Raw genomic sequence first — 23,077 nt, 5'->3', positions numbered from 1 at the left:
TCCGGCTGGCCGTCGTGGCGGTCTCCGCGCTGCTCCTCGCCTCCGGCAGCGCCTACGTCTGGGCCGACACCCAGCTCAACCGCGAGGTCGACCTCGGCAGGGCACCGGACCGCCCACCGCCCGGGAAGGGCACCAACTACCTCATCGTGGGCTCCGACAGCCGGGAGGGCCTCTCCGAGGAGGCCAGGAAGAGCCTGCGCACCGGCTCGGCCGAGGGCCGCCGCACCGACTCGATGATGGTGCTGCACACCGGCGCAGGCGGCACCACGATGATGAGCCTGCCGCGCGACTCCTGGGTGAACATCCCCGGTTTCGTCCGCCCCGAGACCGGCAGGCGCTACGACCCGTCCCAGAACAAGCTGAACGCGGCCTATTCGATGGGCGGCCCCGATCTGCTCGTCTCGACCATCGAGCGCAACACGGGACTGCGCATCGACCACTACGCGGAGATCGGCTTCTCCGGGTTCGTGGACGTCGTGGACGCGGTCGGCGGGGTGCGGATGTGCGTGGACCGGGACATCAAGGACCCCAAGTCCGGGCTGGACCTGAAGAAGGGCTGCCACACCCTCGACGGCGCGAAGGCGCTCGCGTTCGTCCGCCAGCGCAAGCAGGAGGCCAAGGGCGACCTGGGCCGCACCCAGAACCAGCAGAAGTTCCTGGCCGCGCTCGCCAACAAGGCCGCCACACCGGGCGTCCTGGCCAACCCGTTCGCGGCCTTCCCGACCGTACGCGCGGGTCTGGACACGCTCATCGTGGACAAGGACATGGGCCTGCCGACCCTGATGTCCCTGTTCGAGGCGGTGAAGGGCGTCACCTCGGGCAACGGCAAGCAGCTCAACGTCCCGGTGTCCAACACCAACCTCCGGACCTCCAAGGGCAGCGCGGTGCAGTGGAACGTGACGCAGGCGCGGCGCCTCTTCGACCAGCTGCGGAACGACCAGCCGGTGACTGTCGCACCACCGGCGCCGTAAGGAGACGCCGTAGGGAGACGCCGTAGGGAGACGCCGTAAGGAGCGAACCGCGCACGCGTCTTCCCCAACGCGAGTGGCAACGGGTTTCATGGACGGACGCTGATCGACTGCGCTCGCAAGCGCGCGAGGAGGTCCGAGGTTGTCCGCGCTCTCCGCCCGCCCCGCCCGCACCTGGCCCCGCTCCGCCAAGAGCCGTACCGGCGGCCCCCGCTGGTCCCCGCGGCTGCGCCGCCGGCTGGCCGCCGACGCCGCGCTGCTGCTCGTCGCCGCCGCGTTCCTGCTCCCGCTCGCCTGGCTGGTCCTGGCCTCCATCGACAACGATGCCACCCTGCGGGTCTCGGCGCCCGGCTCGCCCACGCTGGACAACTTCTCGGCGGTGTGGACGGACGAGATCACCTTCACGCCGATGCTCAACAGCCTGCTCCTGTGCGGCGGCGCCACCATCCTGACCGTCGCCTGCGCGGCCCTCGCCGCCTACCCCCTCTCCCGCTTCCGCTCCCGCGTCGTGCGCCCGTATCTGCTGACGGTGCTCTTCACCACCTGTCTGCCGATCACCGCGATCATGGTTCCGGTCTACGGACTCTTCGTCCAGGTGGACCTCATCGACACCATGTCCGGCACGGCCCTCTTCCTCGCCGCCTCCCAACTCCCGTTCGCCATCTGGCTGATGAAGAACTTCATGGACGGCGTGCCGGTGATCCTGGAGGAGGCGGCGTGGACCGACGGCGCGTCCTGGCTGCAGAGCCTGACCAGGGTGATCCTGCCGCTGATGGGGCCGGGCATCACGGTCGTGATGATCTACAGCTTCATCATGATGTGGGGCAACTTCTTCGTCCCCTTCATGCTCCTGCTCTCCCCCGAGCAACTCCCCGCGTCCGTCTCGATCTTCACCTTCTTCGGCAACTACGGCCAGGTCGTCTACGGCCAGCTGGCCGCCTTCTCGATCCTCTACTCCACGCCCGTGCTCCTGCTCTACGTCCTGATCTCCCGCCGTCTGGGCGGCGGCTTCGCCCTGGGCGGCGCCGTCAAGGGATGACGGCGCCGCCGCCATTCCGGCCGGTGATTCAGCCCTCGGGCAACATCGGCGCCGCGCAGCCGTGGTGTTTGGCCGAGGCGGCGGCGAAAGCCGCCAGGGCGGCGCGTTCGTAGGCGAGGTCGGGGCGGCGGCGGGTCTCGCCGTCGGCGTCGTCGGCGCGGATGAGGTAGAGGGCGGACTCGGCGCCGCGCGGGCAGGTGGCACCGGCCCAGTAGGCGCTCCGGCCGAGCCGCCCGGCGGGCCGCTCGGCCGGGGTCACGTTCTCGTAGTCGTAGTCCCGGGTGTACTGGGAGCGGGCGTCCTCCGCGTAGGGCCCGTAGTACGCCTCCAGCCGGTAGAGCGGTGAGCCGTCCCGGGTGCCGAGGACGCAGCTCTCGCGCGGCGCGCGGTCGCGGGCGGTCTCGCGGGCGGTGGAGACGGCGGAGCGGGAGGCGGTGGGGACGGCCGCGCAGGTGCCCTTGGCGCCGAGCAGCGGCTCGTACTCGTCCTCGTTCACCGGCAGGCCGACGGTGCGGACCGGCTTGCCCAGGCGCGCGCCGCAGCCCCAGTGGTCGTTGGCCGCCTCGGCGGTCGCGGTGGCGGTGCGGACGAAGTCGGGGCGGACGGCGGGGTCGTCGAGGGTGGCGGCGCCGCGCAGCGCGGTCTCGACGGTGATCAGCAGACTGTCGCCGCGCCGGGCACAGTCGAGCAGTACGGCGGTGGTGGCCGTGCCGTCCTTGGCGTCGTCCAGCCGTGTGGTGTCGGTGGCGAACAGGCCGGACCAGCCGTGGCCGAGGGGGACGGGGAGCGTGCGGCGGGCGGGTACGGCGGTGTAGAGGTCCTCGTATCCGTACTCGGCGCGGGGGCGGGGCGAGCCCGCTATGGAGACTGCGATGTGGCCCGTGTTCTCGGCGGTGATCCGGCAGTGGACGGAGAGGGAGTTGGCCCGCTTGGCGCCGCTCTCTCCGCTCTTGGCGGCGCTCTCTCCGCTCTTGGCGGCGCTCTCTCCGCTCTTGGCGGCGCTGTCGGCCTTCTTCCCGAAGGACCCCTCGGTGCGGTTCGTGACGTCCAGTTCGGTGTCGTCGCCGAGCACCGAGCGGACCTCGCCCACCGGAAGCACCCCGTCGCAGGCCCCCTCCAGCGCCCGGTCCTCGCTGCCCGTGAACCAGACGAACGCCCCGGTGAGGGCGGCGAGCGCCACCGCTGCGGCCACCAGGGCGCGGATCTGGCGCCGGGTGAGTGCGGGTCGGGTCAGTGCCACTGCTCGACCTCCCCGAGCACCTTGGTGTCGCGGCACTTCGCGGACGCGGGCCAGCCGTCGTCGGCGTCGAGATAGCGGTCCAGGACCGTACGCGCGGCCGTGGAGAGCCTGGCGCGGTCCTTGCCGCCGATGACGGCCGTCTCGCCGTCCTCGAGCCGGATCTCGGGGAGGACGGCCACCCGGTGGTAGGTGGTGCGGCCGCCGCACACCGACCGGGCCCACAGGGCGAGTTGGGGCCGTCCGGCGTAGGAGGAGACGCGGTCCTCCTGCCGGGTGTCAGCGCCCGCGTCCGTCTCGGAACCGGCCTCGGAGGGGCGCTTGTCGTCCTCCGCTCCCCACCCGGGCACATGGCCCTCGCGTTCGTAGGAGTCGTACGCCGACCGGCCGAGGATCCCCGACCAGCTGGCCGCCTCGACCTCGGTGACCTGCCACTGCTTCGGGCGCGGGCGCTCACCGGCGTTCTTCTCCGCGTCCCACTCCCCGGCGCAGGCGCTCAGACCGGTGGACTCCTGGAGATCGCCGAGGGTGGTCCAGGAGCCGGAGGCGACACCGGGGAGCGAGGAGCCGTCGATCCACTCGCATTTGCGCAGGCCCTGGCCGGGCGCGCCATGGGTCTCGTCCGTGTCCACCACGGCGGTGGGCGTCGTGAGCGGGCCGGAGCCGCAGTGCTGGGCCTTGGTGAGGGCGTTGGCCACGTGCACGGCGGTACGGAAGCCGAGGAGCGCGGTGGCGCGGTCCGGCTTGCCGTTCCCCGCCGACGCCTCGTCGGCCTCGGCCTTGCCGGGCTCGTCCGCCGAGTCGGTCCCGTCGGTCCCGTCGGCCCCGCTGTCGGTCCCGTCCGTCACCCGGGCCGTCACATACAGATCGGTCGTGGGCCGGACCCGGCCGCCGAGCCCGCCCAGGCAGTCGGCCACCAGCCAGGCGCCCCGCTTCCCGTACTGGCCGGTGGTGCCCGGCGCCACGAAGGTGCCGTGGCCACCGGCCGGTTCGAGCAGGTCCCGGGTCTCGACGGCCTCGGGCACATCGGAGACCAGCGCCTCGGCGTGGACCGTGACCCCGTATCCGTCGCCCCACGACAGGGAGCAGTCCAGCAACGAGCGGCTCTCCTGGCCGGGCGCGAGCATCGTGCCGTGCTGTCTGAGCTCGCCCGGCCGCTCGTCACGCACCAGCCGCTCGAGGTCCCCGTACGGCAGGGTGCCGTCGCACGCCTTCCTCAACTGGGCCCGGTTGGCGGCGAGATGGCCGCCGCCGCTGTCCCTGGTCACGAGGACGGCCCCCGCGATCCCCACGACCGCCATCAGTACGACAAGGGGCGTGCGGCGCTGCCACACACGGCCCCATAAACCACGCATCCCGCCCTTAACTCCTTACATCCCCTGACCAGTTCCCCCCTTGATCAGGCGGGGACAGTACCAGAGAGCCGGGGCCCCGTCGGCGGCGCGGGCTATCCCTTCGCCCCTGGCGGCCGCCCCTTCGCCCCTGACGGCTACCCCTTCGCCCCGGAGCCCACCGGGTCGAAGCGGAAGACCTGTCCCGGGGCGTCGGACCGGCACGGCAGTTGGACCACATGGGCCCAGCGCCGGATGGTGCCGCCGGACAGCGCCAGACACTGGCCGGTGTGCGCGGGCCGCAGCCGGAACCCCTCGGCGGGCCGGTCCACGGCCTCCAGCCGGAACTCCTCGCCCGCTCCCCGGCTCTCGCAGTAGTCGTCCCCCAGCCAGGCACCCTCGGCCTTGCTCTGGCCCATGATTCCGGAGCAGCCCGGGCCGTGCTCGGGGTGCAGGGTGGCGATCCGCCACAGCCCGTCGTCCAGGCGCTTGAGCGAGAACGAGGGGAAGACCTCCGCGCACGGCCGCAGCGGTCTTGATCTTCCACGGGGGGATGATCAAGACCGCTGCGGCCGACAGAGACGCGAGACGAAGACGAGAGACGGAAAAGGGAGAGCCGGAGGCCGTGGCGGATCAGAAGACCGACTCGGCCTCGTCCATCCGGTCCACCGGCACGGTCTTGAGCTCGGTGACCGCGTTGGCGATCGGCACCATCGTGATGTCCGTGCCGCGCAGCGCGGTCATCATGCCGAAGTCGCCCCGGTGCGCCGCCTCGACGGCGTGCCAGCCGAAGCGGGTGGCCAGCACGCGGTCGTACGCGGTGGGCGTGCCGCCGCGCTGCACATGCCCCAGGATGACCGGGCGGGCCTCCTTGCCCAGGCGCCGCTCCAGCTCGGCCGCGAGGCGGTTGCCGATCCCGGTGAACCGCTCATGGCCGTACTGGTCGATCTCGCCCTTCTGGTACTCCATGGAGCCCTCGGCCGGGTGCGCGCCCTCGGCGACGCAGATGACCGCGAACTTCTTGCCGCGGGCGAACCGCTCCTCGACCATCTTCACCAGCCCGTCGACCTCGAAGGGCCGCTCCGGCAGGCAGATGCCGTGGGCGCCGCCGGCCATCCCGGACTCCAGCGCGATCCAGCCCGCATGGCGCCCCATGACCTCGACGACCATCACCCGCTGATGGGATTCGGCGGTGGTCTTCAGCCGGTCCATGGCCTCGGTGGCGACGCCGACGGCGGTGTCGAAGCCGAAGGTGCGGTCGGTGGAGGAGATGTCGTTGTCGATCGTCTTGGGGACGCCGACGATCGGGAGCCCGGCGTCGGAGAGCATCCGCGCCGCGGTGAGGGTGCCCTCGCCGCCGATCGGGATCAGCACATCTATCCCGTAGTCCCGGGCGTGGTCCTTCGAGGTCTCGCACGCCTCGCGCAGCCGGGCGCGCTCCAGGCGGGAGGAACCGAGGATGGTGCCGCCGCGGGCGAGGATGCCGCTGACGGCGTCGAGGTCGAGCTTGCGGTGACGGCCGTCGAGGAGCCCCTTGAAACCGTCCTCGAATCCGATCACCTCGTCTCCGTGGCCGGCGACCGCGCGGTGCACCACCGACCGGATCACAGCGTTGAGGCCGGGGCAGTCGCCGCCTGCGGTGAGAACTCCGATGCGCATCGTGCTGTGTCTCCTGCTCCCTACGGGTAGATGTGAGCCAGTCCGATTGTTTCATGGGCGGGGTGGTGCTGTATCCCCCGAGCGACAAGCGCCTTAATCACGGTCGCAGGTATTGTCAAGAGGACTGGGCCGGTCAATGTGGCCAATTTGTGTCCGATGGGCGCACATAGCGAAAACACCGACGAACGCCAGAGGAACGGAGAGCACGCGTGACACGCAGCGTGTACGTGACCGGAGTCGAGCGTGGCGACGGACGCCAGGTCGTGGAGCTGGGAGTCATGGAGCTCCTGACCCGCCATGTCGACCGGGTCGGCGTCTTCCGCCCCCTGGTGCACGACGACCCCGACCGCCTCTTCGACCTGCTGCGGGCGCGCTACCGGCTCAGCCAGTCACCGGAGTCCGTCTTCGGCATGACGTACGAGGACGCTGCCACGCTCCAGGCCGAGCAGGGCACCGACGAGCTGGTCTCACAGCTGGTCGGCCGCTTCCACGAGGTGGCCGACGCGTATGACTACGTCCTGGTGCTGGGCAGCGACTACGCGGCCACCAGCCTCCCCGACGAGCTGGGGCTGAACGCACGGCTGGCCAATGAGTTCGGCGCCTCGGTGATCACGGTGGTCGGCGGGCAGAAGCAGACCGCCGAGTCGGCCGGCGCCGAGGCCCACAACGCCTACCGCGCCTATGAGGGGCGGGGCTGCGATGTGGTCGCGGTGGTCGTCAACCGGGTGGCACCCGGGGACCGCGCGGCCATCGCCGAGCGGCTGGCCGCCAAGCTGCCGGTCCCCAGCTATGTGCTGCCCGAGGACGGATCGCTGTCGGCGCCCACCGTCTCCCAGATCGTCCGCACCCTGGGCGCCGAGGTGCTGCTCGGCGATCACACCGGGCTCTCCCGGGATGTGCGGGACTTCGTCTTCGGCGGCGCGATGCTGCCGAGCTTCCTGCCCGCGCTGACCGAGGGCTGCCTGGTGGTGACGCCCGGGGACCGCGCGGACCTGATCGTCGGCGCGCTCGCCGCGCACAGCGCGGGCGCCCCGCCGATCGCCGGGGTGCTGCTCACCCTGGATGAGCGGCCGGGTCCGGACATCCTGGCGCTGGCCTCGCGGCTGGCCCCGGGGACCCCGGTGGTGTCGGTGGCGGGCGGGTCCTTCCCGACGGCGGCCGAGCTGTTCGCCATCGAGGGCAAGCTCACGGCGAGCGCGCCGCGCAAGGCGGAGACCGCGCTGGGCCTCTTCGAGCGGCATGTGGACACCGCGGCGCTGACCGAGCGCATCTCGGTGGGCCGCTCCAGCCGGGTCACCCCGATGATGTTCGAGCGCGAGCTGATCGAGCGGTCCCGGTCCCACCGCCGCCGGGTGGTGCTGCCCGAGGGCTCGGAGGAGCGGGTGCTGCGCGCCGCCGACGTACTGCTCCGCCGCGATGTGTGCGATCTCACACTGCTGGGCGAGGAGGACTCGATCCGCAAGCGCGCCGCCGAGCTCGGCATCCAGCTCGCCGAGGCGCAGATCATCGATCCGCAGACCTCCCCGCTGCGGGAGCGCTTCGCGGAGGGCTACGCGAAGCTGCGCGCCCACAAGGGCGTCTCCTACGAGCTGGCGTACGACGTGGTGGCCGACGTCTCGTACTTCGGCACCCTGATGGTCCAGGAGGGGCTGGCCGACGGCATGGTCTCGGGCGCGGTGCACTCCACCGCCGCCACCATCCGGCCCGCCTTCGAGATCATCAAGACCGCGCCGGGCGCCCAGATCGTCTCCTCGGTGTTCTTCATGTGCCTGGCCGACCGGGTGCTGGTGTACGGCGACTGCGCGGTCAACCCCGACCCGGGCGCCGAGCAGCTCGCGGACATCGCCATCCAGTCGGCGACGACGGCCGCCCAGTTCGGGGTGGAGCCGAGGATCGCGATGCTGTCGTACTCCACCGGCACCTCGGGCTCCGGCGCTGACGTGGACAAGGTCCGCAAGGCGACCGAGCTGGTCCGCGAGCGCCGCCCGGATCTGCTGGTCGAGGGCCCGATCCAGTACGACGCGGCGGTGGACGCCGCGGTGGCGGCGACCAAGCTGCCCGAGTCCGAGGTGGCGGGCAAGGCCACCGTGCTGATCTTCCCGGACCTGAACACCGGCAACAACACCTACAAGGCCGTGCAGCGCTCGGCGGGCGCCGTCGCGGTCGGCCCGGTGCTCCAGGGCCTGCGCAAGCCGGTGAACGACCTGTCCCGCGGGGCACTCGTGCAGGACATCGTCAACACCGTCTCGATCACCGCCGTCCAGGCCCAGTCCCCGGCGACCGCCACCTCCCCGACCTCCCCCACATCCCCGACACAGAAGGCGCAGTCCGCGTGAACGGCTCCCGAGTCCTCGTCCTCAACTCCGGCTCCTCGTCCGTGAAGTACCAGCTGCTGGACATGGCCGACGGCTCCCGTCCGGCCTCCGGCATCGTGGAGCGGATCGGTGAGGGCCCCGTCGCCGACCACGCGGCGGCCCTCAAGCAGGTGGCCGACGAGCTGGCCGCCAAGGGCCTGGGCCTCGACTCGCCCGAGCTGGCGGCGGTCGGCCACCGGGTGGTGCACGGCGGCACCCGGTTCACCGAGCCGACCCTGATCACCGACGAGGTGGTCGAGGAGATCGAGAAGCTGATCCCGCTGGCCCCGCTGCACAACCCGGCCAATGTCACCGGGATCAAGGTGGCCCGCTCGCTGCGCCCGGACCTGCCGCAGGTCGCGGTCTTCGACACGGCGTTCCACTCCACCATCCCGGAGGCGGCGGCGCGCTACGCGATCGACGTGGAGACCGCCGACCGCTGGGGGGTGCGGCGCTACGGCTTCCACGGCACCTCGCACGCGTATGTCTCCCGGGCCACCGCGGAGCTGCTGGGCAAGGAGCCCGCGGAGGTCAACACGATCGTGCTGCACCTGGGCAACGGGGCCAGCGCCTCGGCGGTGCGCGGCGGTGTGTGCGTGGAGACCTCGATGGGGCTGACCCCGTTGGAGGGCCTGGTGATGGGTACCCGTTCCGGGGACATCGACCCGGCGGCGATCTTCCATCTGTCCCGGGTGGGTGGTATGTCGACCGATGAGATCGACACGCTGCTCAACAAGCGCAGCGGGCTGGCCGGGCTGTGCGGGGACAACGACATGCGCGAGATCGGCCGCCGGATGGGCGAGGGCGACCAGGCCGCCCAGCTCGCCTTCGACATCTACATCCACCGACTGCGGAAGTATGTGGGCGCGTACACCGCGGTGCTCGGGCGGGTGGACGCCATCGCGTTCACCGCCGGTGTGGGGGAGAACTCCGCGGCGGTACGGGAGGCGGCGACGCGCGGCCTCACCGCGTTCGGCATCGAGGTGGACGGCGTCCGCAACGCGCTGCGCTCCGCCACGGCGCGGCTGATCTCCACGGAGGCCAGCCGGGTCGCGGTGGCCGTGGTGCCCACCGATGAGGAGCTGGAGATCGCCAGCCAGACGTTCGACCTGGTCAGCGCCTAGGCTCCGGTTCCGCTCCGCTGTGCCCTTGACTTAAATATTCCGCTCCGAAACAAACCCGATAGGATCTGCCCCATGCGCCGTTCCAAAATCGTCTGCACTCTGGGCCCCGCCGTCGACTCCTACGACCAGCTGAAGTCCCTGATCGAGGCCGGGATGAACGTGGCCCGGTTCAACATGAGCCACGGAAGCCACCCGGAGCACGAGGAGCGGTACCACCGCGTCCGCAAGGCATCCGAGGAGACCGGACACGCGGTCGGCGTCCTCGCCGACCTCCAGGGCCCCAAGATCCGTCTGGAGACCTTCAAGGACGGACCGGTGGAGCTGGTCCGCGGGGACGAGTTCATCATCACCACCGAGGACGTGGACGGTGACCGGACCATCTGCGGCACCACCTACAAGGGGCTGCCGGGCGACGTCTCCAAGGGCGACCAGGTCCTGATCAACGACGGCAATGTCGAGCTGCGGGTCACCGCCGTCGAGGGCTCGCGGGTGCGGACCATCGTCATCGAGGGCGGGGTGATCTCCGACCACAAGGGGATCAACCTGCCGGGTGCGGCGGTCAATGTGCCCGCGCTGTCCGAGAAGGACATCGAGGACCTGAAGTTCGCCCTGCGGATGGGCTGCGACATGGTCGCCCTGTCCTTCGTCCGGGACGCGGCCGACGTCCGGGACGTCCACCGGATCATGGACGAGGTGGGCCGCCGGGTGCCGGTGATCGCCAAGGTGGAGAAGCCGCAGGCGGTCGCCAACATGACGGAGGTCGTCGCGGCCTTCGACGGGGTGATGGTGGCCCGTGGTGACCTCGCGGTGGAGTATCCGCTGGAGAAGGTCCCGATGGTGCAGAAGCGGCTGATCGAGCTCTGCCGCCGCAACGCCAAGCCGGTGATCGTCGCGACCCAGATGATGGAGTCGATGATCACCAACTCCCGGCCCACCCGCGCCGAGGCGTCCGACGTCGCCAACGCGATCCTGGACGGCGCCGACGCGGTGATGCTCTCCGCCGAGTCCTCGGTCGGCTCGTACCCGATCGAGACGGTCAAGGTGATGTCCCGGATCGTCCAGGCCGCCGAGCAGGAGCTGCTCTCGCGCGGCCTCCAGCCGCTGGTGCCCGGCAAGAAGCCGCGCACCCAGGGCGGTTCGGTGGCCCGCGCGGCCGCCGAGATCGCCGACTTCCTGGGCGCCAAGTCGCTGGTGGCCTTCACCCAGTCCGGCGACACCGCCCGCCGGCTCTCCCGCTACCGCGCCCAGCAGCCGATCCTGGCCTTCACCACCGACGCGTCCACCCGCAACCAGCTCACGCTGAGCTGGGGCGTGGAGTCCTTCGTGGCGCCGTATGTCGAGCACACCGACGCGATGGTCGACCTGGTGGACGCCGAGCTGCTGAAGCTGGGCCGCTACGCCGAGGGCGACACCATGATCATCACCGCCGGTTCGCCCCCCGGCGTCCCCGGCACCACCAACATGGTCCGGGTGCACCACCTGGGCGGCGCGAACCAGTAGGCCCGAACGCGCCCGTAAAGCGTCCGTGGGCACCGTCTCCGAGTGGAGGCGGTGCCCACGGGCGTTTCCCTCCTCATGGAGGGGTGTGCGGCTCCCGAACGGGTCGGTGGGGGCGCGGGATCACTCCCCGGTCTTGAACAGATGCATACCCGGAACGGTGAGATCGCCACCGAACTGACCGGCCTGTGTGACCGTGACATCGGTGAAGAACACCTCGGGGATGTTCACCGGCGGCGGGCTCTTGGGGCTGAAGGTGATCGGGATGAGCCCCAGGAGGTTCCCCTTCAGCTCCTCGGTGTACATGGTCACCGTGCCGTTGCGAATGGTCGAGGTGGACCCCTCGCGCGCCTGCACATGCGTGGTGGTCCCGGCCGGGCCCACCACCAGCTGGTGGAGGTCCTTGATGTCCACGCCAGAGGCGGTGAACTTCAGGACCTTCTTGATCTGGCCCCCCTGCGTCTTGACCTCCACGATGCCCTTGTAGTCCAGGCCGTGCAGGCTCAGCAGCGTGCTCTTGAGGGTCCAGGGGTCCTCGGGCAGCAGGCTCGAGGTCGGGTCCGTCTCGGCGTTCTCGTACGCGTCGGCGTCGAACTTCGGGCAGGGGAACGCCTCCTTGCCGTCCGCGTCCTTCGAGGCGGACGCGGAGGGCTTGGGAAGCGCCTTGTCCGCCTTGTCCTTGGCGTCGTCGACGGTCTTGCCCACCCCGTCCACGGTGTCCTCGACGCCCTTGCCCACCTTGTCCACCGTGTCCTTGACCGGATCGGTGGGCTGGTCGGAGGAGTTGGACGGGGACGGCGACGAGCTGGGCTTGTCGCTGGAGGACGGGCTCGGCGAGGCGCTCGGCTCGGCCGACTCGTCCCCGCTCTTGTCGTCGGGCGTGAGGACGTCGTGGAGCGTGTCCCCGAGTCCCAGCGGGTCCAGCGGGTTCTTGGTCTCGGAGGGGCTCGGCGAGGCCGAGGGCTCCTTCGGCTCCTGCTCGTCCTCGGAGCCGGACGACGGAGCGGAGGAGGAACGGGACGGAGACGGCGTGGGAGCGGCCTTGTCGTCCCGGGACCCGGTCTGGCCGCCCGAGGACTCCTCAGAGCCCTTGGAGCCGTCCTGGGAGCCCTTCTCGGACGAACCGTTGGCGTCCTTGGCGTCCTTGTCCTCGCCCTGGGCGTCCTTGCCACCCTTGGCGTCGTCCTTGTCCGCCTCGTCCGGCTGCGACACACACGGGCCGGGCTTGTAGCGGTCCTCGGGCCGGGGGTTGGCCGAGGCGAGCTGCGGAGTGAGCCCCATGCCCATCAGCACGGCCGTCGGCATGGCGGCCAGCGCTATGGCCTTGCCGGCGGGCACCTGAAGGCGGGTGAGTACCGACTTCTTCGGTGCCGCGTGCCGCGGGCCGGTTCTGACCCGGCGTGGGCTCACTCCCTCCGGCTGCTCGGGTCGGTCTTCACCCCGCACGGTGCCTCCCATTCCTGGCTTCCTGGTCCGATGCGGACCCGGCCCCGGCCGGCTCCGGCACGCTGTCACCGTTCCCGTCGTCCTCTGACGCGTTGCCCGGCCCCTCGGCCGGCTGCGCGGAGGGAGTCTCCCCGGGTGCCCAGGCGATGCTCATGCCGCCGCCGAACAGCGCGAGCAGGAATCCCATCAGGAAGCCGCCGAAGTTCGAGACGGGGATCGACACCAGACCGAGCAGGATCGTGGCGACTCCGGCGAACACCCGCACCATGGGCTGGAACCACATGGTCAGGCCCAGGACCACCAACAGCACCCCGATGATCAGCGAGGCCGATCCGGCGGTGGTGGACATGTTGATGGTGAATCCACCGGCGTTGAGGTCGTTGTACGGGAAGTACATGATCGGTACGCCCGCCAGCAGGCTCAACAGCCCCGCCCAGAACGGGCGCTGCCAGCGCCATGCCCTGAAGGACCCCCGCCAACGGCTGATACGGTCACTCGCCCCCGGCGACTCGGCACTCATTGAAAACAGCTCCCTGGGGCTGGCGATCGGTGTGATCGCGGTTGTTCTACAGCGGTACTAGCCTGGCGCATTCACGCTGCGGGTCGATGCCCGGGTGAGGGGCAGCGCCGGCGGCCCCCCACCCTTGGCTCAGCTGATCAGAAGCACTCGTTCTTGCCCTTGCTGACCTTCATCGAAAGGCCAGAGAGCTTGAACGTGCCCGCGCTGGTCGCCCAGGCGGTCTGCTTCACACCGGTCAGCGTGGCGGAATCGGACTGCTGGCCGAACGAACCGGGATCGGCCGCGTCGCCCTTGTTGATCCCGGGACCCTTGTGGGCGTCACCCGCCGCGACGCCGATGTCGATCCCACGGAACGTGGCGTCCGCGTTGAGCTGATCGAGATCGATGAAGAGGTTCTTGGCCTCAACCTGCTTGCTGCCGTTGCCTGCCGTCAGCTTCAGCGACACATCGCCGAAGACCGGAACCGGGATCACGACGGACTGGCACAGGCCCTTGAGCTTCGCGCTCTTGAACGCCGACACCGCGACGGGGATCTTCTTGCCCCCGTGCTGGGTGTCAAGCGCGCCGTACTGCGCGAACCCGGTGCCGTCGAGCCGGTCGACCGAGACCTTGAACTGCTGACCGGACACGTTGAACGAGGCCGCGAGCGCACCCTGGGACAGGGCGACGCCGATCGCGGCCGTGGCAGCAACGCTCGGCACCATGACAACGGCGAACCGCTTCCATCTGGTGCCGCCACGAGCCACGGACTCCATGACTTTCCTCCTTCTCGGACGTACATCTCCGGCCGGGGCGGGGCCCCGGACCTGGGATGGGAGAAGTGCTACGTCCTCGGGAAGGAGAGCGCCCACGTCTCACAGGCGCACACCGCACCCGCAACACCGGCGATCACCCCCGAGCGACAACCACTGGCCACGCAATCTCGCGCAACCTCCTGGACAGGCCCTGCCTTGTGGGCAGAGACCCCCCTGTCCACGGTCGGCGCCACTGCCGCCGACCTGCCCGGTGGGGACCCAACCACACCGACGCGCCGACCGGATGCCGAGCTACGGGGGGGATGGACCGAGCTTGGCCGATCGTGGTCCATTCCCGGCCTGGGCACAAGGGGTTCGTTACTAGCGAGTAACGGACGGATAACCGAACTGCGGCAGGACGGTCGAGATCGGCCACACAGGGTTGCCGGACAGTGACCGGAAAGAGAGGGAGATTTACTCCAAGACCGGACAAAGTCGGGGCTTGCATTTACTGGCAGTAACAGCGACCGCGTTTACCAAGTTTTGGTAAAGAGCGGTCGCTGTGTTGTTTGAGGAGCCGGAGGTCAGAACAGCACCCGCGCCAACGCGGCGCGTGCCGCCACCACTCGGGGGTCCTCACCGCCGATTACCTCGAACAGACTCAGGAGATGAACGCGGGCCGCGTCCCGGTCCTCCCCCACCGTACGGCGCACCGCGTCCACCAACCGGCCGAAGGCGTCTTCCACATGACCGCCCACCAGGTCGAGGTCGGCCGCCGCGATCTGGGCCTTGACATCCGCCGGGCTCTCCGCGGCCGCCTTCCGCACCTGCGTGGCGTCCACTCCCTGCACGCGCTCCAGCAACTGGGCTTGGGCCAGGCCCAGCTTGGCCTCGTTGTTGGCGGGGTCGTCGGCGAGCAGGTTCTGGTACGCCCGCACCGCACCGCCCAGGTCACCGGCGTCCAGCGCCTGATGGGCCGCGGCGAGCGCGATGTCCTGCGGCGACTCGGGGGCCGCCGGGGCGGACTCCTCGGCGCCCTCGTCCTGGGCGCCGGGTTCAACCGGTGTACCCACGATGCCGAACTGCTGCTCCGCCGCCTGGATCAGCTGGTCCAGCACCTGGCGGATCTGCGCCTCGGGCGCGGCGCCCTGGAAGAGCGGCACCGGCTGGCCCGCGATCACCGCGAAGACCGCGGGGATGCCCTGGACGCCGAACTGCTGGAAGAGCATCTGGTTGGCGTCGACGTCGATCTTCGCGAGGACGAACTGCCCCGCGTACTCAGTGGCCAGCCGCTCCAGGACGGGACCGAGCTGCTTGCACGGCTCGCACCACTCGGCCCAGAAGTCGATGACGACCGGCACTTCGGTGGAGCGCTGCAGGACGTCCTGCTGAAAACCCGCCTCGTCGACATTGAAGATCAGACGGCCGGGCGCGGGCGCGCCCCCGGTGCGGGCCGCCTCGGCCCGCGCCCGCTCCGCCTTCTGCTTCGCTTCTCCGGCCGCCTTCACCGCGGCGAGGTCGACCACTCCACTCATGGACATGTTCCGTGGCTGCATGGTCCCATCCTCCCCTCTTCGCGCGGTGAAGGGAAAAGCGCGTCAGCCGATGGACCGGCCGTGGCACACCCTTACGCTACGAGTCGTAGCGTAACTCACCCGGGACGATGCGCGGTACTGGCGGGTAGGGTGCCGCGCATGAGCCCGTCCGCACGCCGCACCGGGCGCCCGCGCAGCGCCGAGGCCGACCGCGCCATCCTGGGCGCGACGCGTGCCGCCCTGGTGGAACTGGGCTGGGCGAAGCTGACCCTGGGCGATGTGGCGGCGCGCGCCGGAGTCGCCAAGACGACGCTCTACCGCCGCTGGGCGAGCAAGTGCGAGCTGGTGGTGGACGCGGTCGCGGCGGTCTTCGACGAACACCTGGAAGCGGGCGACCACGGCAGTCTGCACGCCGATGTGGAGGCCGCGGTGATCCGGCTGGGGGCGCTGCTGGAGCGTCCCGAGACGGGCACCGCGCTGATGGCCGTCCTCGCCGAGGCCATGCACGACGAGTCGCTGCGGTGCCGGGTGCGCTCGGCGATCGTGGACCGGCAGAAGCGGCTGGTGACGATCGGCCGGGAGCGCGCCCGGCTCCGTGGTGAGCTGCCGCCCGCGGAGGACCCGGAGGCGTCGGCCCGCAACGCGGACCTGATCTTCGACGCGGTCGCCGGGACGGTGCTCCACCGGCTGATGGTCAGCGCGGAGCCGGTGGACCCGCGCTGGGCGCGGGACTTCACGGATCTGCTGCTGTACGGGATGACCGGGGCGGTCTCCGGCGGTATGGCCGCCGGACCCGCCCCGGACGGGGCTCAGAAGCCGGCCGGCTCCGTGTAGACGCCCCACTCGTCGCGGAGGGCGTCGCAGATCTCGCCGAGCGTGGCCTCGGCGCGCACCGCGGCCAGCATCGGCTCGATCATGTTGGACCCCTCGCGGGCGGCGGCGATCATCGCCTGGATCCCCTTGGTGATCTCGGCCTCGTCGCGCCCGGCCTTACGGCCGCCCAGCGCCCGCACCTGCTCGCGCTCGACCTCGTGGCCGACCCGCAGGATCTCCAGATCGCCGGTGACCGAGCCCTCGTGGCAGTTGACGCCGACGACCTTCTTGTCGCCCTTCTCCAGGGCCCGCTGGTAGCGGAAGGCGGATTCGGCGATCTCGCCGGTGAACCAGCCGTCCTCGATGCCCTGGAGGATGCCCGCGGTGATCGGCCACTGGGGCTCCTGCCCGTCCGGCACCGTACGGCGGCCGCGCTCCTTGATCTGCTCGAAGATCTTCTCGGCGTCGGCCTCGATCCGGTCGGTCAGCGCCTCGACGTACCAGGAACCGCCCAGCGGGTCGGCCACATTGACCACCCCGGTCTCCTCCATCAGCACCTGCTGGGTGCGCAGGGCGATCTCGGCGGCCTGCTCGCTGGGCAGCGCGAGGGTCTCGTCCAGGGCGTTGGTGTGCAGCGAGTTGGTGCCGCCGAGGACCGCGGCGAGGGCCTCCACGGCGGTCCGCACCACGTTGTTGTACGGCTGCTGGGCGGTGAGCGAGACCCCGGCGGTCTGGGTGTGGAACCGCAGCCACTGCGCCTTCTCGGTGGTCGCCCCGTAGACATCGCGCATCCAGCGGGCCCAGATCCGGCGGGCGGCGCGGAACTTGGCGATCTCCTCGAAGAAGTCGACATGCGCGTCGAAGAAGAAGGACAGCCCGGGGGCGAAGGTGTCGACGTCCAGGCCCCGGGAGAGGCCGAGCTCCACATAGCCGAAGCCGTCGGCGAGGGTGTACGCGAGCTCCTGCGCGGCCGTCGCCCCGGCCTCGCGGATGTGGTAGCCGGAGACGGACAGCGGCTTGTACGCGGGGATGCCCTCGGAGCAGTACTCCATCAGGTCACCGATCAGCTTCAGATGCGGCTCGGGCGGGAAGAGCCACTCCTTCTGGGCGATGTACTCCTTGAAGATGTCCGTCTGGAGCGTGCCGTTCAGCCGTGAGGTGTCCACGCCCTGGCGCTCGGCGGCGACCAGGTACATACAGAAGACCGGGACGGCCGGACCGCTGATGGTCATCGAGGTGGTGACGTCGCCGAGCGGGATGTCCTTGAAGAGGATCTCCATGTCGGCGGCGGAGTCGATGGCGACACCGCAGTGGCCGACCTCGCCGAGCGAGCGCGGGTCGTCGGAGTCGCGGCCCATCAGGGTGGGCATGTCGAAGGCGACCGAGAGCCCCCCGCCGCCCGCCTTCAGGATCATCTTGTAGCGCTCATTGGTCTGCTCGGCATTGCCGAACCCGGCGAACTGGCGGATGGTCCAGGCCCGGCCCCGGTACCCGGTGGCGTAGAGGCCACGGGTGAATGGGAACTCCCCTGGCCAGCCGATCCGCTCGAACCCCTCCACGGAGTCGCCCGGGGCGGGTCCGTAGACCGGCTCGACGGGGTCCCCCGACAGCGTGCTGCGCGTCCAATCCTTGGGGGGCTTCGCCCCCGAACCCCCGGCCGCGTCACCCTTGCGTGCCGCGTCGTACCGGGCCTGCCAGCGTCGGCGGCCCGCCTCAATGCCTTCGGCGTCCATGCTTCAAAAGTACTTGGACGTCCTACTAATTGTCGACGCGGGACTCGCCGCACCCGGCCGATCGGGTGGCCCGGCACATGCGTCCGCGCGCCTCGTCCGGGCTCGGACGGGCGCGCGGAGTACCTCGAAACCGCCGGTCAGACCTGGGCGGGCGCCGGTTCGGCGCCGCTGACCAGCGGCTCCACCTCACGGGTGACCTTGCGCTCGACAAAGAACGCGGCCGTCGGGATGGTGCCCGCCACCAGGACCCACAGCAGCTTGCCGAACGGCCACTTGGCCTTGGAGCCGAGGTCGAAGGCGAAGACCAGGTAGACGATGTAGAGCACGCCGTGGATCTGGGAGACCACGAGCGTGAGATCTTCGCCCGTGTCGAAGCCGTACTTGAACACCATGCAGGTGCAGAGCACGAGCAGCATCACTGCGGTGATGTAGGCCATGACCCGGTAGCGGGTCAGCACGCTGCGTTTCATGCCCTGAGCGTAACCGCCCGTTCCGGGGCGATCTTCGCTGCCCCCGGTGCGCCCCCGAAACCCTGCTCAGTCGTCGTCGAAGTCCTCCGCCGCGACCCTCAGCGGGCGCAGCATCTCGAAGATCCGGCCGCAGTCCTCGGCGTCGTAGACCCCGAGCCCGAACTCCATCGCCATCAGATCGCGGGTGGCCGACTCGACCACCTCACGGCCCCGGTCGGTGATCGAGGCCAGGGTGCCGCGGCCGTCGTTGGGGTTCGGCCGCTTGTCGACCAGACCCGATGTGACCAGGCGGTCCACCGTATTGGTGACCGAGGTCGGGTGGACCATCAGCCGCTCGCCGATCTTGGACATCGGCAGTTCGCCGGCCTTCGAGAAGGTGAGCAGCACCAGCGCCTCATAGCGGGCGAAGGTCAGTCCGTAGGGTCTGACGACCGCGTCGACCTGGCTGAGCAGGATCTGGTGGGCCCGCATGATCGAGGTGATCGCGGCCATCGAGGGCACGGACCCCCACCGCTGCTTCCAGAGCTCATCGGCGCGGGCGATGGGGTCGAACGACAGGCTGAGCGGCTTCGGCACACTACCGACCCTACCGGCCGGTCATATCGTGGTCAGCCCTATCTCACACTTCGGGCCGGGCGGGCCCTTCAGACCGTACGCCGCACCTCCAGTGCCACCAGCAGCGAGCACAGCGCCCCGCAGCCGCCCGCCGTCGCGGCCACCACATGGACCGGTACGAACTCGGCGACCGCGCCCGAGACCGCCATGCCGAGACCCTGCGCGGTCATCAGCCCGGCCGTCATCACCGTCATCGCCCGGCCGCGCAGCTCATCGGGGACGGCGGCGAAGAACCACTGGTCGAGGCCGAGGCTGTAGGCGATACCGCAGCCGGTCAGCACCTGGAGGGCCAGCGCCCAGCCGAACGACGGATGGAGGGCGTACCCCAGAGCGGGCAGCATCGCCGCGACGCCGACCGGCAGCGTCAGCCGGGCCCGGGCGTGCGGCCCCAGCAGCGAGCCCACCAGCACCTCGCTGGCGACCGCGCCCACCGGCATCCCGCACATCAGCAGCCCAAGACCCACCGAGCCGAGGCCCAGCCCATCGGAGTACGGCGTCAGCAGGACCTCGGGCATCACCACGAACACCGGCGGCACCCACGACAGCAGCATCAGCGCCCGGATCCGGCGGTCCGCGAACAGCCGCCGGATCCCGCTCAGCGAGTCCCCGAGCAGGGGGCACCTCCCAGCGGTAGCTGGGGGAGCCCCGCCCCCGGTCAGCTGCCGCGCCGGGCGGCGGCGGGTGCCGAAGCGGAGCACCAGCGCCGAGCCGACGAGCGCCGCCGCGGTGAGCGCCAGCGCGGCCCGCGGCGAGACGGCGGCCAGCAGCAGCCCGCCGACCCCGAACCCGGCGAGCTGCGCGGTCTGGGCGGTGATCCGGATGACCGAGCGGCCCAGCACGAAGGCGTCGCCCTCGCCGAGGATGTCGCCGAGCGTCGCCGACCGGGTGCCGCTGAACACCGGGGAGATCGCGGCGGGCACACAGCGCAGCGCGAGCAGCGCCGCCACCGGCATCCCCGGCACCACCATGGCGGCCACGCACGCGGCGTGCGCCAGATCGCAGACCACCAGCACCCGGCGGGCCGGGAAGCGGTCGGCGACGGCGGACAGCAGGGCGCCGCCGATCACGTACGGCAGCATTGAGGTGGCGAACGTCAGGGCGCTGAGCAGCGGCGATCCGGTGAGCCGGAAGACCAGCACGGACAGCGCGAGCTGGCCGACCACCTCGCCGAGCATGGAGATCAGGTGCGCGGCGAAGACGGCCCGGAACTCACCGACCGCGAACACCGCGCGGTAGCCAACGCTCCCCGGGCCCCGCGGCGGCCCCTCGTCGGCGCCGGGCGCGAGCTCGGGTCGGGAGGCGGGCGCGTCGGGGCGCGACTCGAGGGGGCCCGTGGTGCCGGGCCCGGAGGGCGTTGACATGCCGGAAGCGTGCCCGTGCGGGCGGGGCGGGCTCTAGTGTTTCGGACTGAGCCGAATCTTTACGGACCGAGCCGAATCTTTACGGACCCGAGGGGACGCAGATGCCACTGCATATGCAGTTCGGTGCCGACGATCTGCTGCGCTGCCGGTTCGCCATCTCGCCGCTGTGCCAGACCCATGAGGCGGTGCGCACCCTGCGCCGGACCGAGCGGCACGGCTATCACCTGCCGTGGCTGCGGCGGGTGCGGGAGGCGATGGCCGGGCTCGATCTGTCGGAGCTGTGGCTGCTGATGCCGGGGCGCGGCTACACCCCGGACTTCCTGGGCCCGCCGCCGGAGGTGCCGTACGCGCCGTTCGAGGACGAGCTGGCGCGGATGCGGGCCACGGACCCCGCCGTCGCCCGCCGTGAGCTGGCCCTGTCCCTGGAGTGCACCCCGGGGGCCGCCGACTCCGCGCGGGGCCGGGCGATGCTGGACGATCCGGCGCGGGCCGTCCAGCGGATGGCGGATGTGACCGAACGGGCCTGGCGGGCCCTGGTGGAACCGGACTGGCCCCGGCTGCGGGCGTTACTGGAGGCGGATATCGCCTATCGCTCACGGCAGCTGGCCGAGGGCGGCCTGGAGCGGCTGTTCGCGGATCTGCGCCCGGCGCTGCGCTGGACCGGCTCCACGCTCACCATCCGCAACTCCGTGGTGCCCGCCCAGACGCAGGACCTCGACGGCCGGGGGGTGCTGCTGATGCCCAGCGTCTTCGTCTGGCCGGATGTGATCAGCGGCTTCGCCCCGCCGTGGCAGCCCACGGTGATCTATCCGGCGCGCGGGGTCGGCGGGCTGTGGCGGGAGCCGGACGCGGTCACGGCGGACGCGCTCGTACGGCTCCTGGGGGCCAGCCGCGCCGCGATCCTCTCCGGTCTGGAGGAGCCCGCGTCCACCACGGCCCTGGCCGCCCGGCACCGCCTGGCGCCCTCGTCGGTCTCGGCGCATCTGGCGGTGCTGCGCGCCGCCGGGCTGCTCAGCTCACGGCGCCAGGGCCATCAGGTGCTGTACGAGCGCACCCCGCTGGGCATGGCCCTGGTGGGCGGGGGCTGAGGCCCGCCGCCCACACCGGGGTGCTCAGTCGGAGAGGTGACGCTCGACGGTCTCGACCTTGGAGGTGAGACCGTCCGTGACGCCCGGGCGGATATCGGCCTTGAGGACCACCGAGACCCGGGGCGCCCGCGCCTCCACCACCGCGACGGCGCGCCTGACGACGTCCATGACCTCGTCCCACTCGCCCTCGATCGAGGTGAACATCGCGTCCGTACGGTTCGGCAGCCCCGACTCCCGGACCACCCGCACCGCGTCGGCCACGTACTCCCCCACGTCCTCGCCGACGCCCAGCGGCGTCACCGAAAAGGCGACGATCATGCGTTGACCACGCCCTCCTTACGGGCGCGGGCCGCGATCACCCCGGCCTCGGCCTCCCGCTTGAGCTTGCGCTCGGCGAAGAAACCGCCGGTGGGCAGGACGGAGAGGACGAAGTACAGGGCCGCGGTCTGCCACTTCCACTTGGCGCGGTTCCAGGCGTCCGCCCAGAAGACCACGTAGAGGATGAAGAGCACGCCGTGCACCATGCCCATCACCGGCACCGCGTTGAAGTCCGTGGTGCGCTTGAGCACCGAGCAGATGAGCAGCAGCAGGAACGACACGGCCTCGGGCGCGGAGACCAGGCGGAGCCGGCGCAGCGCGGTGGCGGTCTTGAAGTCCACGAGAGCACCTTCGTGTGAAGAGAGAGACACGGACCAGCTTGTGAAGGAATGCACAAGCTTTCGCCCATTGTCGCAGCCGCGTGGGCGATCGCCGTCCGGGGGGCACCTCATACCCCCCGGCGCTCCCTGTCCCCCGACATCGCCGGACCGCTACCGTCGCCTCCGTGGCTCAGTTTCGGCTCCAGGGAAGCAGGGTGCTCGCGGTCGACCTGACCGGCGACTCCGTGAAGGCCAAGAACGGCGCGATGGTCGCCTACGAGGGGGAGATGACCTTCAAGAAGAGGACGGGCGGCGGGGAGGGGCTGCGCGGGATGGTGACCCGGCGGCTCACCGGTGAGCAGATGGCGGTCATGGAGGTGAAGGGGCACGGCACGTGCTACTTCGCCGACCGGGCGAGCGAGGTCAACCTGGTGTCACTGCAGGGCGAGAAGCTCTATGTGGAGTCCAGCAATCTGCTGTGCACGGACTCCGCGCTGCGCACCGGCACCTCCTTCACCGGGCTGCGCGGCTCCTCGCAGGGCAACGGCCTGTTCACCACGACCGTCGAGGGCACCGGCCAGGCCGCGCTCGTCTCCGCCGGCACGGCGGTCGTGCTGCGCGTCACCCCGCAGACGCCGCTCCAGGTCGACCCGGGCGCGTACATCGCCCACACCGGCGGTCTCAAGCAGCACTTCCAGGCGGGGGTGAACTTCCGCGCGCTGATAGGCGAGAGCGGCGGGGAGTCCTTCCAGATCCGCTTCGAGGGGGACGGGCTGGTCTACGTGCAGCCGAGTGAGCGCAACACGATCGGGGGTGACCTCTGATGCCGTTCAACGTGCTCACCTCGCGGATGGTGGAGGCCCAGGTGCTGCCCGGGCAGACCCTGTTCAGCCAGCGTGGCGCGATGCTCGCCTA

At 70.8% G+C, this 23,077-nt stretch carries 22 protein-coding genes and 1 pseudogene; 9 read left to right on the top strand and 14 right to left on the bottom strand.

Annotation, left to right across the window (positions count from 1 at the left end):
* Both GWI24_RS17700 and GWI24_RS17695 read left to right on the top strand, forming a co-directional pair.
* Nucleotides 1-971, top strand: a 971-nt coding sequence (locus GWI24_RS17700) for an LCP family protein (RefSeq protein WP_210946915.1), incomplete at its 5' end; no start/stop codon positions are given.
* Between the two features lie 139 nt (nt 972-1,110).
* The gene (locus GWI24_RS17695; RefSeq protein ID WP_247616517.1) at nt 1,111-2,007 is read left to right on the top strand and encodes a carbohydrate ABC transporter permease; all 897 of its coding nucleotides are present in this window, start codon (nt 1,111-1,113) and stop codon (nt 2,005-2,007) included.
* A gap of 28 nt (nt 2,008-2,035) precedes the next feature.
* Here GWI24_RS17695 and GWI24_RS17690 read toward each other — a convergent pair whose 3' ends face one another.
* From GWI24_RS17690 to GWI24_RS17675, 4 genes are all read right to left on the bottom strand, one after another.
* Nucleotides 2,036-3,247 (bottom strand): hypothetical protein, encoded by a 1,212-nt coding sequence (locus tag GWI24_RS17690; protein ID WP_210946914.1) that lies wholly within the window; start codon nt 3,245-3,247, stop codon nt 2,036-2,038.
* Complete coding sequence (locus GWI24_RS17685) at nt 3,238-4,599, bottom strand: hypothetical protein (protein WP_210946913.1); 1,362 nt, start codon at nt 4,597-4,599, stop codon at nt 3,238-3,240. Before GWI24_RS17685 ends, GWI24_RS17690 begins: the two co-directional genes overlap by 10 nt.
* A 134-nt stretch (nt 4,600-4,733) precedes the next feature.
* A complete protein-coding gene (locus GWI24_RS17680; RefSeq protein WP_210946912.1) occupies nt 4,734-4,994 on the bottom strand; it encodes an RICIN domain-containing protein in 261 nt (86 codons plus the stop codon).
* Between the two features lie 214 nt (nt 4,995-5,208).
* Nucleotides 5,209-6,234: a 6-phosphofructokinase gene (locus tag GWI24_RS17675; RefSeq protein WP_020868358.1), complete on the bottom strand. Its 1,026-nt coding sequence runs from the start codon at nt 6,232-6,234 to the stop codon at nt 5,209-5,211.
* Between the two features lie 209 nt (nt 6,235-6,443).
* On the opposite strand from GWI24_RS17675, the gene pta reads away from it, so the two are divergent.
* From pta to pyk, 3 genes are all read left to right on the top strand, one after another.
* Complete coding sequence (pta, locus tag GWI24_RS17670) at nt 6,444-8,570, top strand: phosphate acetyltransferase (protein WP_210946911.1); 2,127 nt, start codon at nt 6,444-6,446, stop codon at nt 8,568-8,570.
* Nucleotides 8,567-9,712, top strand: a complete 1,146-nt coding sequence (locus GWI24_RS17665; RefSeq protein WP_210946910.1) for an acetate kinase — start codon at nt 8,567-8,569, stop codon at nt 9,710-9,712. Before pta ends, GWI24_RS17665 begins: the two co-directional genes overlap by 4 nt.
* A 72-nt stretch (nt 9,713-9,784) precedes the next feature.
* A complete protein-coding gene (pyk, locus tag GWI24_RS17660) occupies nt 9,785-11,212 on the top strand; it encodes a pyruvate kinase (protein WP_210946909.1) in 1,428 nt (475 codons plus the stop codon).
* 120 nt (nt 11,213-11,332) lie between these two features.
* Here the strand turns inward: pyk and GWI24_RS17655 are convergent, their stop codons facing one another.
* From GWI24_RS17655 to GWI24_RS17640, 4 genes are all read right to left on the bottom strand, one after another.
* Nucleotides 11,333-12,667, bottom strand: a complete 1,335-nt coding sequence (locus tag GWI24_RS17655; protein WP_210946908.1) for a hydrogenase expression protein HypF — start codon at nt 12,665-12,667, stop codon at nt 11,333-11,335.
* On the bottom strand, nt 12,645-13,175 hold the full coding sequence (locus GWI24_RS17650) for a DUF6114 domain-containing protein (protein ID WP_210946907.1): 531 nt from the start codon (nt 13,173-13,175) through the stop codon (nt 12,645-12,647). Before GWI24_RS17650 ends, GWI24_RS17655 begins: the two co-directional genes overlap by 23 nt.
* A gap of 137 nt (nt 13,176-13,312) precedes the next feature.
* Entirely contained in the window at nt 13,313-13,930 is a 618-nt protein-coding gene (locus GWI24_RS17645; RefSeq protein WP_037958497.1) for a DUF6230 family protein, read from the bottom strand.
* 563 nt (nt 13,931-14,493) lie between these two features.
* The gene (locus GWI24_RS17640) at nt 14,494-15,465 is read right to left on the bottom strand and encodes a tetratricopeptide repeat protein (RefSeq protein WP_210946906.1); all 972 of its coding nucleotides are present in this window, start codon (nt 15,463-15,465) and stop codon (nt 14,494-14,496) included.
* Between the two features lie 138 nt (nt 15,466-15,603).
* Between GWI24_RS17640 and GWI24_RS17635 the strand changes: the two genes are divergently transcribed.
* The gene (locus GWI24_RS17635) at nt 15,604-16,278 is read left to right on the top strand and encodes a TetR/AcrR family transcriptional regulator (RefSeq protein WP_210946905.1); all 675 of its coding nucleotides are present in this window, start codon (nt 15,604-15,606) and stop codon (nt 16,276-16,278) included.
* On the opposite strand, the gene GWI24_RS17630 is transcribed toward GWI24_RS17635, so the two are convergent.
* The 4 genes from GWI24_RS17630 to GWI24_RS17615 all read right to left on the bottom strand — a co-directional run bounded on the left by GWI24_RS17630 (nt 16,254) and on the right by GWI24_RS17615 (nt 20,436).
* Nucleotides 16,254-17,990, bottom strand: a complete 1,737-nt coding sequence (locus GWI24_RS17630) for a methylmalonyl-CoA mutase (protein WP_210946904.1) — start codon at nt 17,988-17,990, stop codon at nt 16,254-16,256. The two genes, GWI24_RS17635 and GWI24_RS17630, sit on opposite strands and share 25 nt — an antisense overlap.
* A gap of 137 nt (nt 17,991-18,127) precedes the next feature.
* On the bottom strand, nt 18,128-18,460 hold the full coding sequence (locus GWI24_RS17625) for a DUF3817 domain-containing protein (protein ID WP_037958485.1): 333 nt from the start codon (nt 18,458-18,460) through the stop codon (nt 18,128-18,130).
* A 66-nt stretch (nt 18,461-18,526) separates the two neighbouring features.
* On the bottom strand, nt 18,527-19,036 hold the full coding sequence (locus tag GWI24_RS17620; RefSeq protein ID WP_210946903.1) for a MarR family winged helix-turn-helix transcriptional regulator: 510 nt from the start codon (nt 19,034-19,036) through the stop codon (nt 18,527-18,529).
* Nucleotides 19,037-19,104: 68 nt separating this feature from the next.
* The gene (locus GWI24_RS17615) at nt 19,105-20,436 is read right to left on the bottom strand and encodes an MFS transporter (RefSeq protein WP_210946902.1); all 1,332 of its coding nucleotides are present in this window, start codon (nt 20,434-20,436) and stop codon (nt 19,105-19,107) included.
* Nucleotides 20,437-20,537: 101 nt separating this feature from the next.
* Here GWI24_RS17615 and GWI24_RS17610 point away from each other — a divergent pair, with 101 nt between their 5' ends.
* Nucleotides 20,538-21,524, top strand: a complete 987-nt coding sequence (locus tag GWI24_RS17610; RefSeq protein ID WP_210946901.1) for a DUF5937 family protein — start codon at nt 20,538-20,540, stop codon at nt 21,522-21,524.
* 24 nt (nt 21,525-21,548) lie between these two features.
* Here the strand turns inward: GWI24_RS17610 and GWI24_RS17605 are convergent, their stop codons facing one another.
* Nucleotides 21,549-21,842: an MTH1187 family thiamine-binding protein gene (locus GWI24_RS17605; RefSeq protein ID WP_037958476.1), complete on the bottom strand. Its 294-nt coding sequence runs from the start codon at nt 21,840-21,842 to the stop codon at nt 21,549-21,551.
* Complete coding sequence (locus GWI24_RS17600; RefSeq protein WP_198268972.1) at nt 21,839-22,183, bottom strand: DUF3817 domain-containing protein; 345 nt, start codon at nt 22,181-22,183, stop codon at nt 21,839-21,841. The genes GWI24_RS17605 and GWI24_RS17600 overlap by 4 nt, the downstream gene beginning before the upstream one ends.
* Before the next feature lie 164 nt (nt 22,184-22,347).
* On the opposite strand from GWI24_RS17600, the gene GWI24_RS17595 reads away from it, so the two are divergent.
* Nucleotides 22,348-22,986, top strand: a complete 639-nt coding sequence (locus GWI24_RS17595; protein ID WP_210946900.1) for an AIM24 family protein — start codon at nt 22,348-22,350, stop codon at nt 22,984-22,986.
* Nucleotides 22,986-23,077: pseudogene (locus GWI24_RS17590) on the top strand (AIM24 family protein); the annotation flags it as partial. The gene GWI24_RS17595 and the pseudogene GWI24_RS17590, both read left to right, overlap by 1 nt.

Source organism: Streptomyces sp. MK37H, assembly GCF_018035285.1.
GTDB lineage: Bacteria > Actinomycetota > Actinomycetes > Streptomycetales > Streptomycetaceae > Streptomyces > Streptomyces endocoffeicus.
The sequence above is the reverse complement of the archived record's forward strand: the minus strand, read 5'-3'. Positions and strand labels throughout refer to the sequence as shown.

Bases quoted from the DNA above. Each gene is read 5' to 3' on its own strand.
- GWI24_RS17685 (WP_210946913.1), bottom strand. From the start codon at position 4,599: ATGCGTGGTTTATGGGGCCGTGTGTGGCAGCGCCGCACGCCCCTTGTC.
- GWI24_RS17680 (WP_210946912.1), bottom strand. From the start codon at position 4,994: ATGGGCCAGAGCAAGGCCGAGGGTGCCTGGCTGGGGGACGACTACTGC.
- GWI24_RS17675 (WP_020868358.1), bottom strand. From the start codon at position 6,234: ATGCGCATCGGAGTTCTCACCGCAGGCGGCGACTGCCCCGGCCTCAAC.
- pyk (WP_210946909.1), top strand. From the start codon at position 9,785: ATGCGCCGTTCCAAAATCGTCTGCACTCTGGGCCCCGCCGTCGACTCC.
- GWI24_RS17655 (WP_210946908.1), bottom strand. From the start codon at position 12,667: ATGGGAGGCACCGTGCGGGGTGAAGACCGACCCGAGCAGCCGGAGGGA.
- GWI24_RS17650 (WP_210946907.1), bottom strand. From the start codon at position 13,175: ATGAGTGCCGAGTCGCCGGGGGCGAGTGACCGTATCAGCCGTTGGCGG.
- GWI24_RS17645 (WP_037958497.1), bottom strand. From the start codon at position 13,930: ATGGAGTCCGTGGCTCGTGGCGGCACCAGATGGAAGCGGTTCGCCGTT.
- GWI24_RS17640 (WP_210946906.1), bottom strand. From the start codon at position 15,465: ATGCAGCCACGGAACATGTCCATGAGTGGAGTGGTCGACCTCGCCGCG.
- GWI24_RS17635 (WP_210946905.1), top strand. From the start codon at position 15,604: ATGAGCCCGTCCGCACGCCGCACCGGGCGCCCGCGCAGCGCCGAGGCC.
- GWI24_RS17630 (WP_210946904.1), bottom strand. From the start codon at position 17,990: ATGGACGCCGAAGGCATTGAGGCGGGCCGCCGACGCTGGCAGGCCCGG.
- GWI24_RS17625 (WP_037958485.1), bottom strand. From the start codon at position 18,460: ATGAAACGCAGCGTGCTGACCCGCTACCGGGTCATGGCCTACATCACC.
- GWI24_RS17615 (WP_210946902.1), bottom strand. From the start codon at position 20,436: ATGTCAACGCCCTCCGGGCCCGGCACCACGGGCCCCCTCGAGTCGCGC.
- GWI24_RS17610 (WP_210946901.1), top strand. From the start codon at position 20,538: ATGCCACTGCATATGCAGTTCGGTGCCGACGATCTGCTGCGCTGCCGG.
- GWI24_RS17605 (WP_037958476.1), bottom strand. From the start codon at position 21,842: ATGATCGTCGCCTTTTCGGTGACGCCGCTGGGCGTCGGCGAGGACGTG.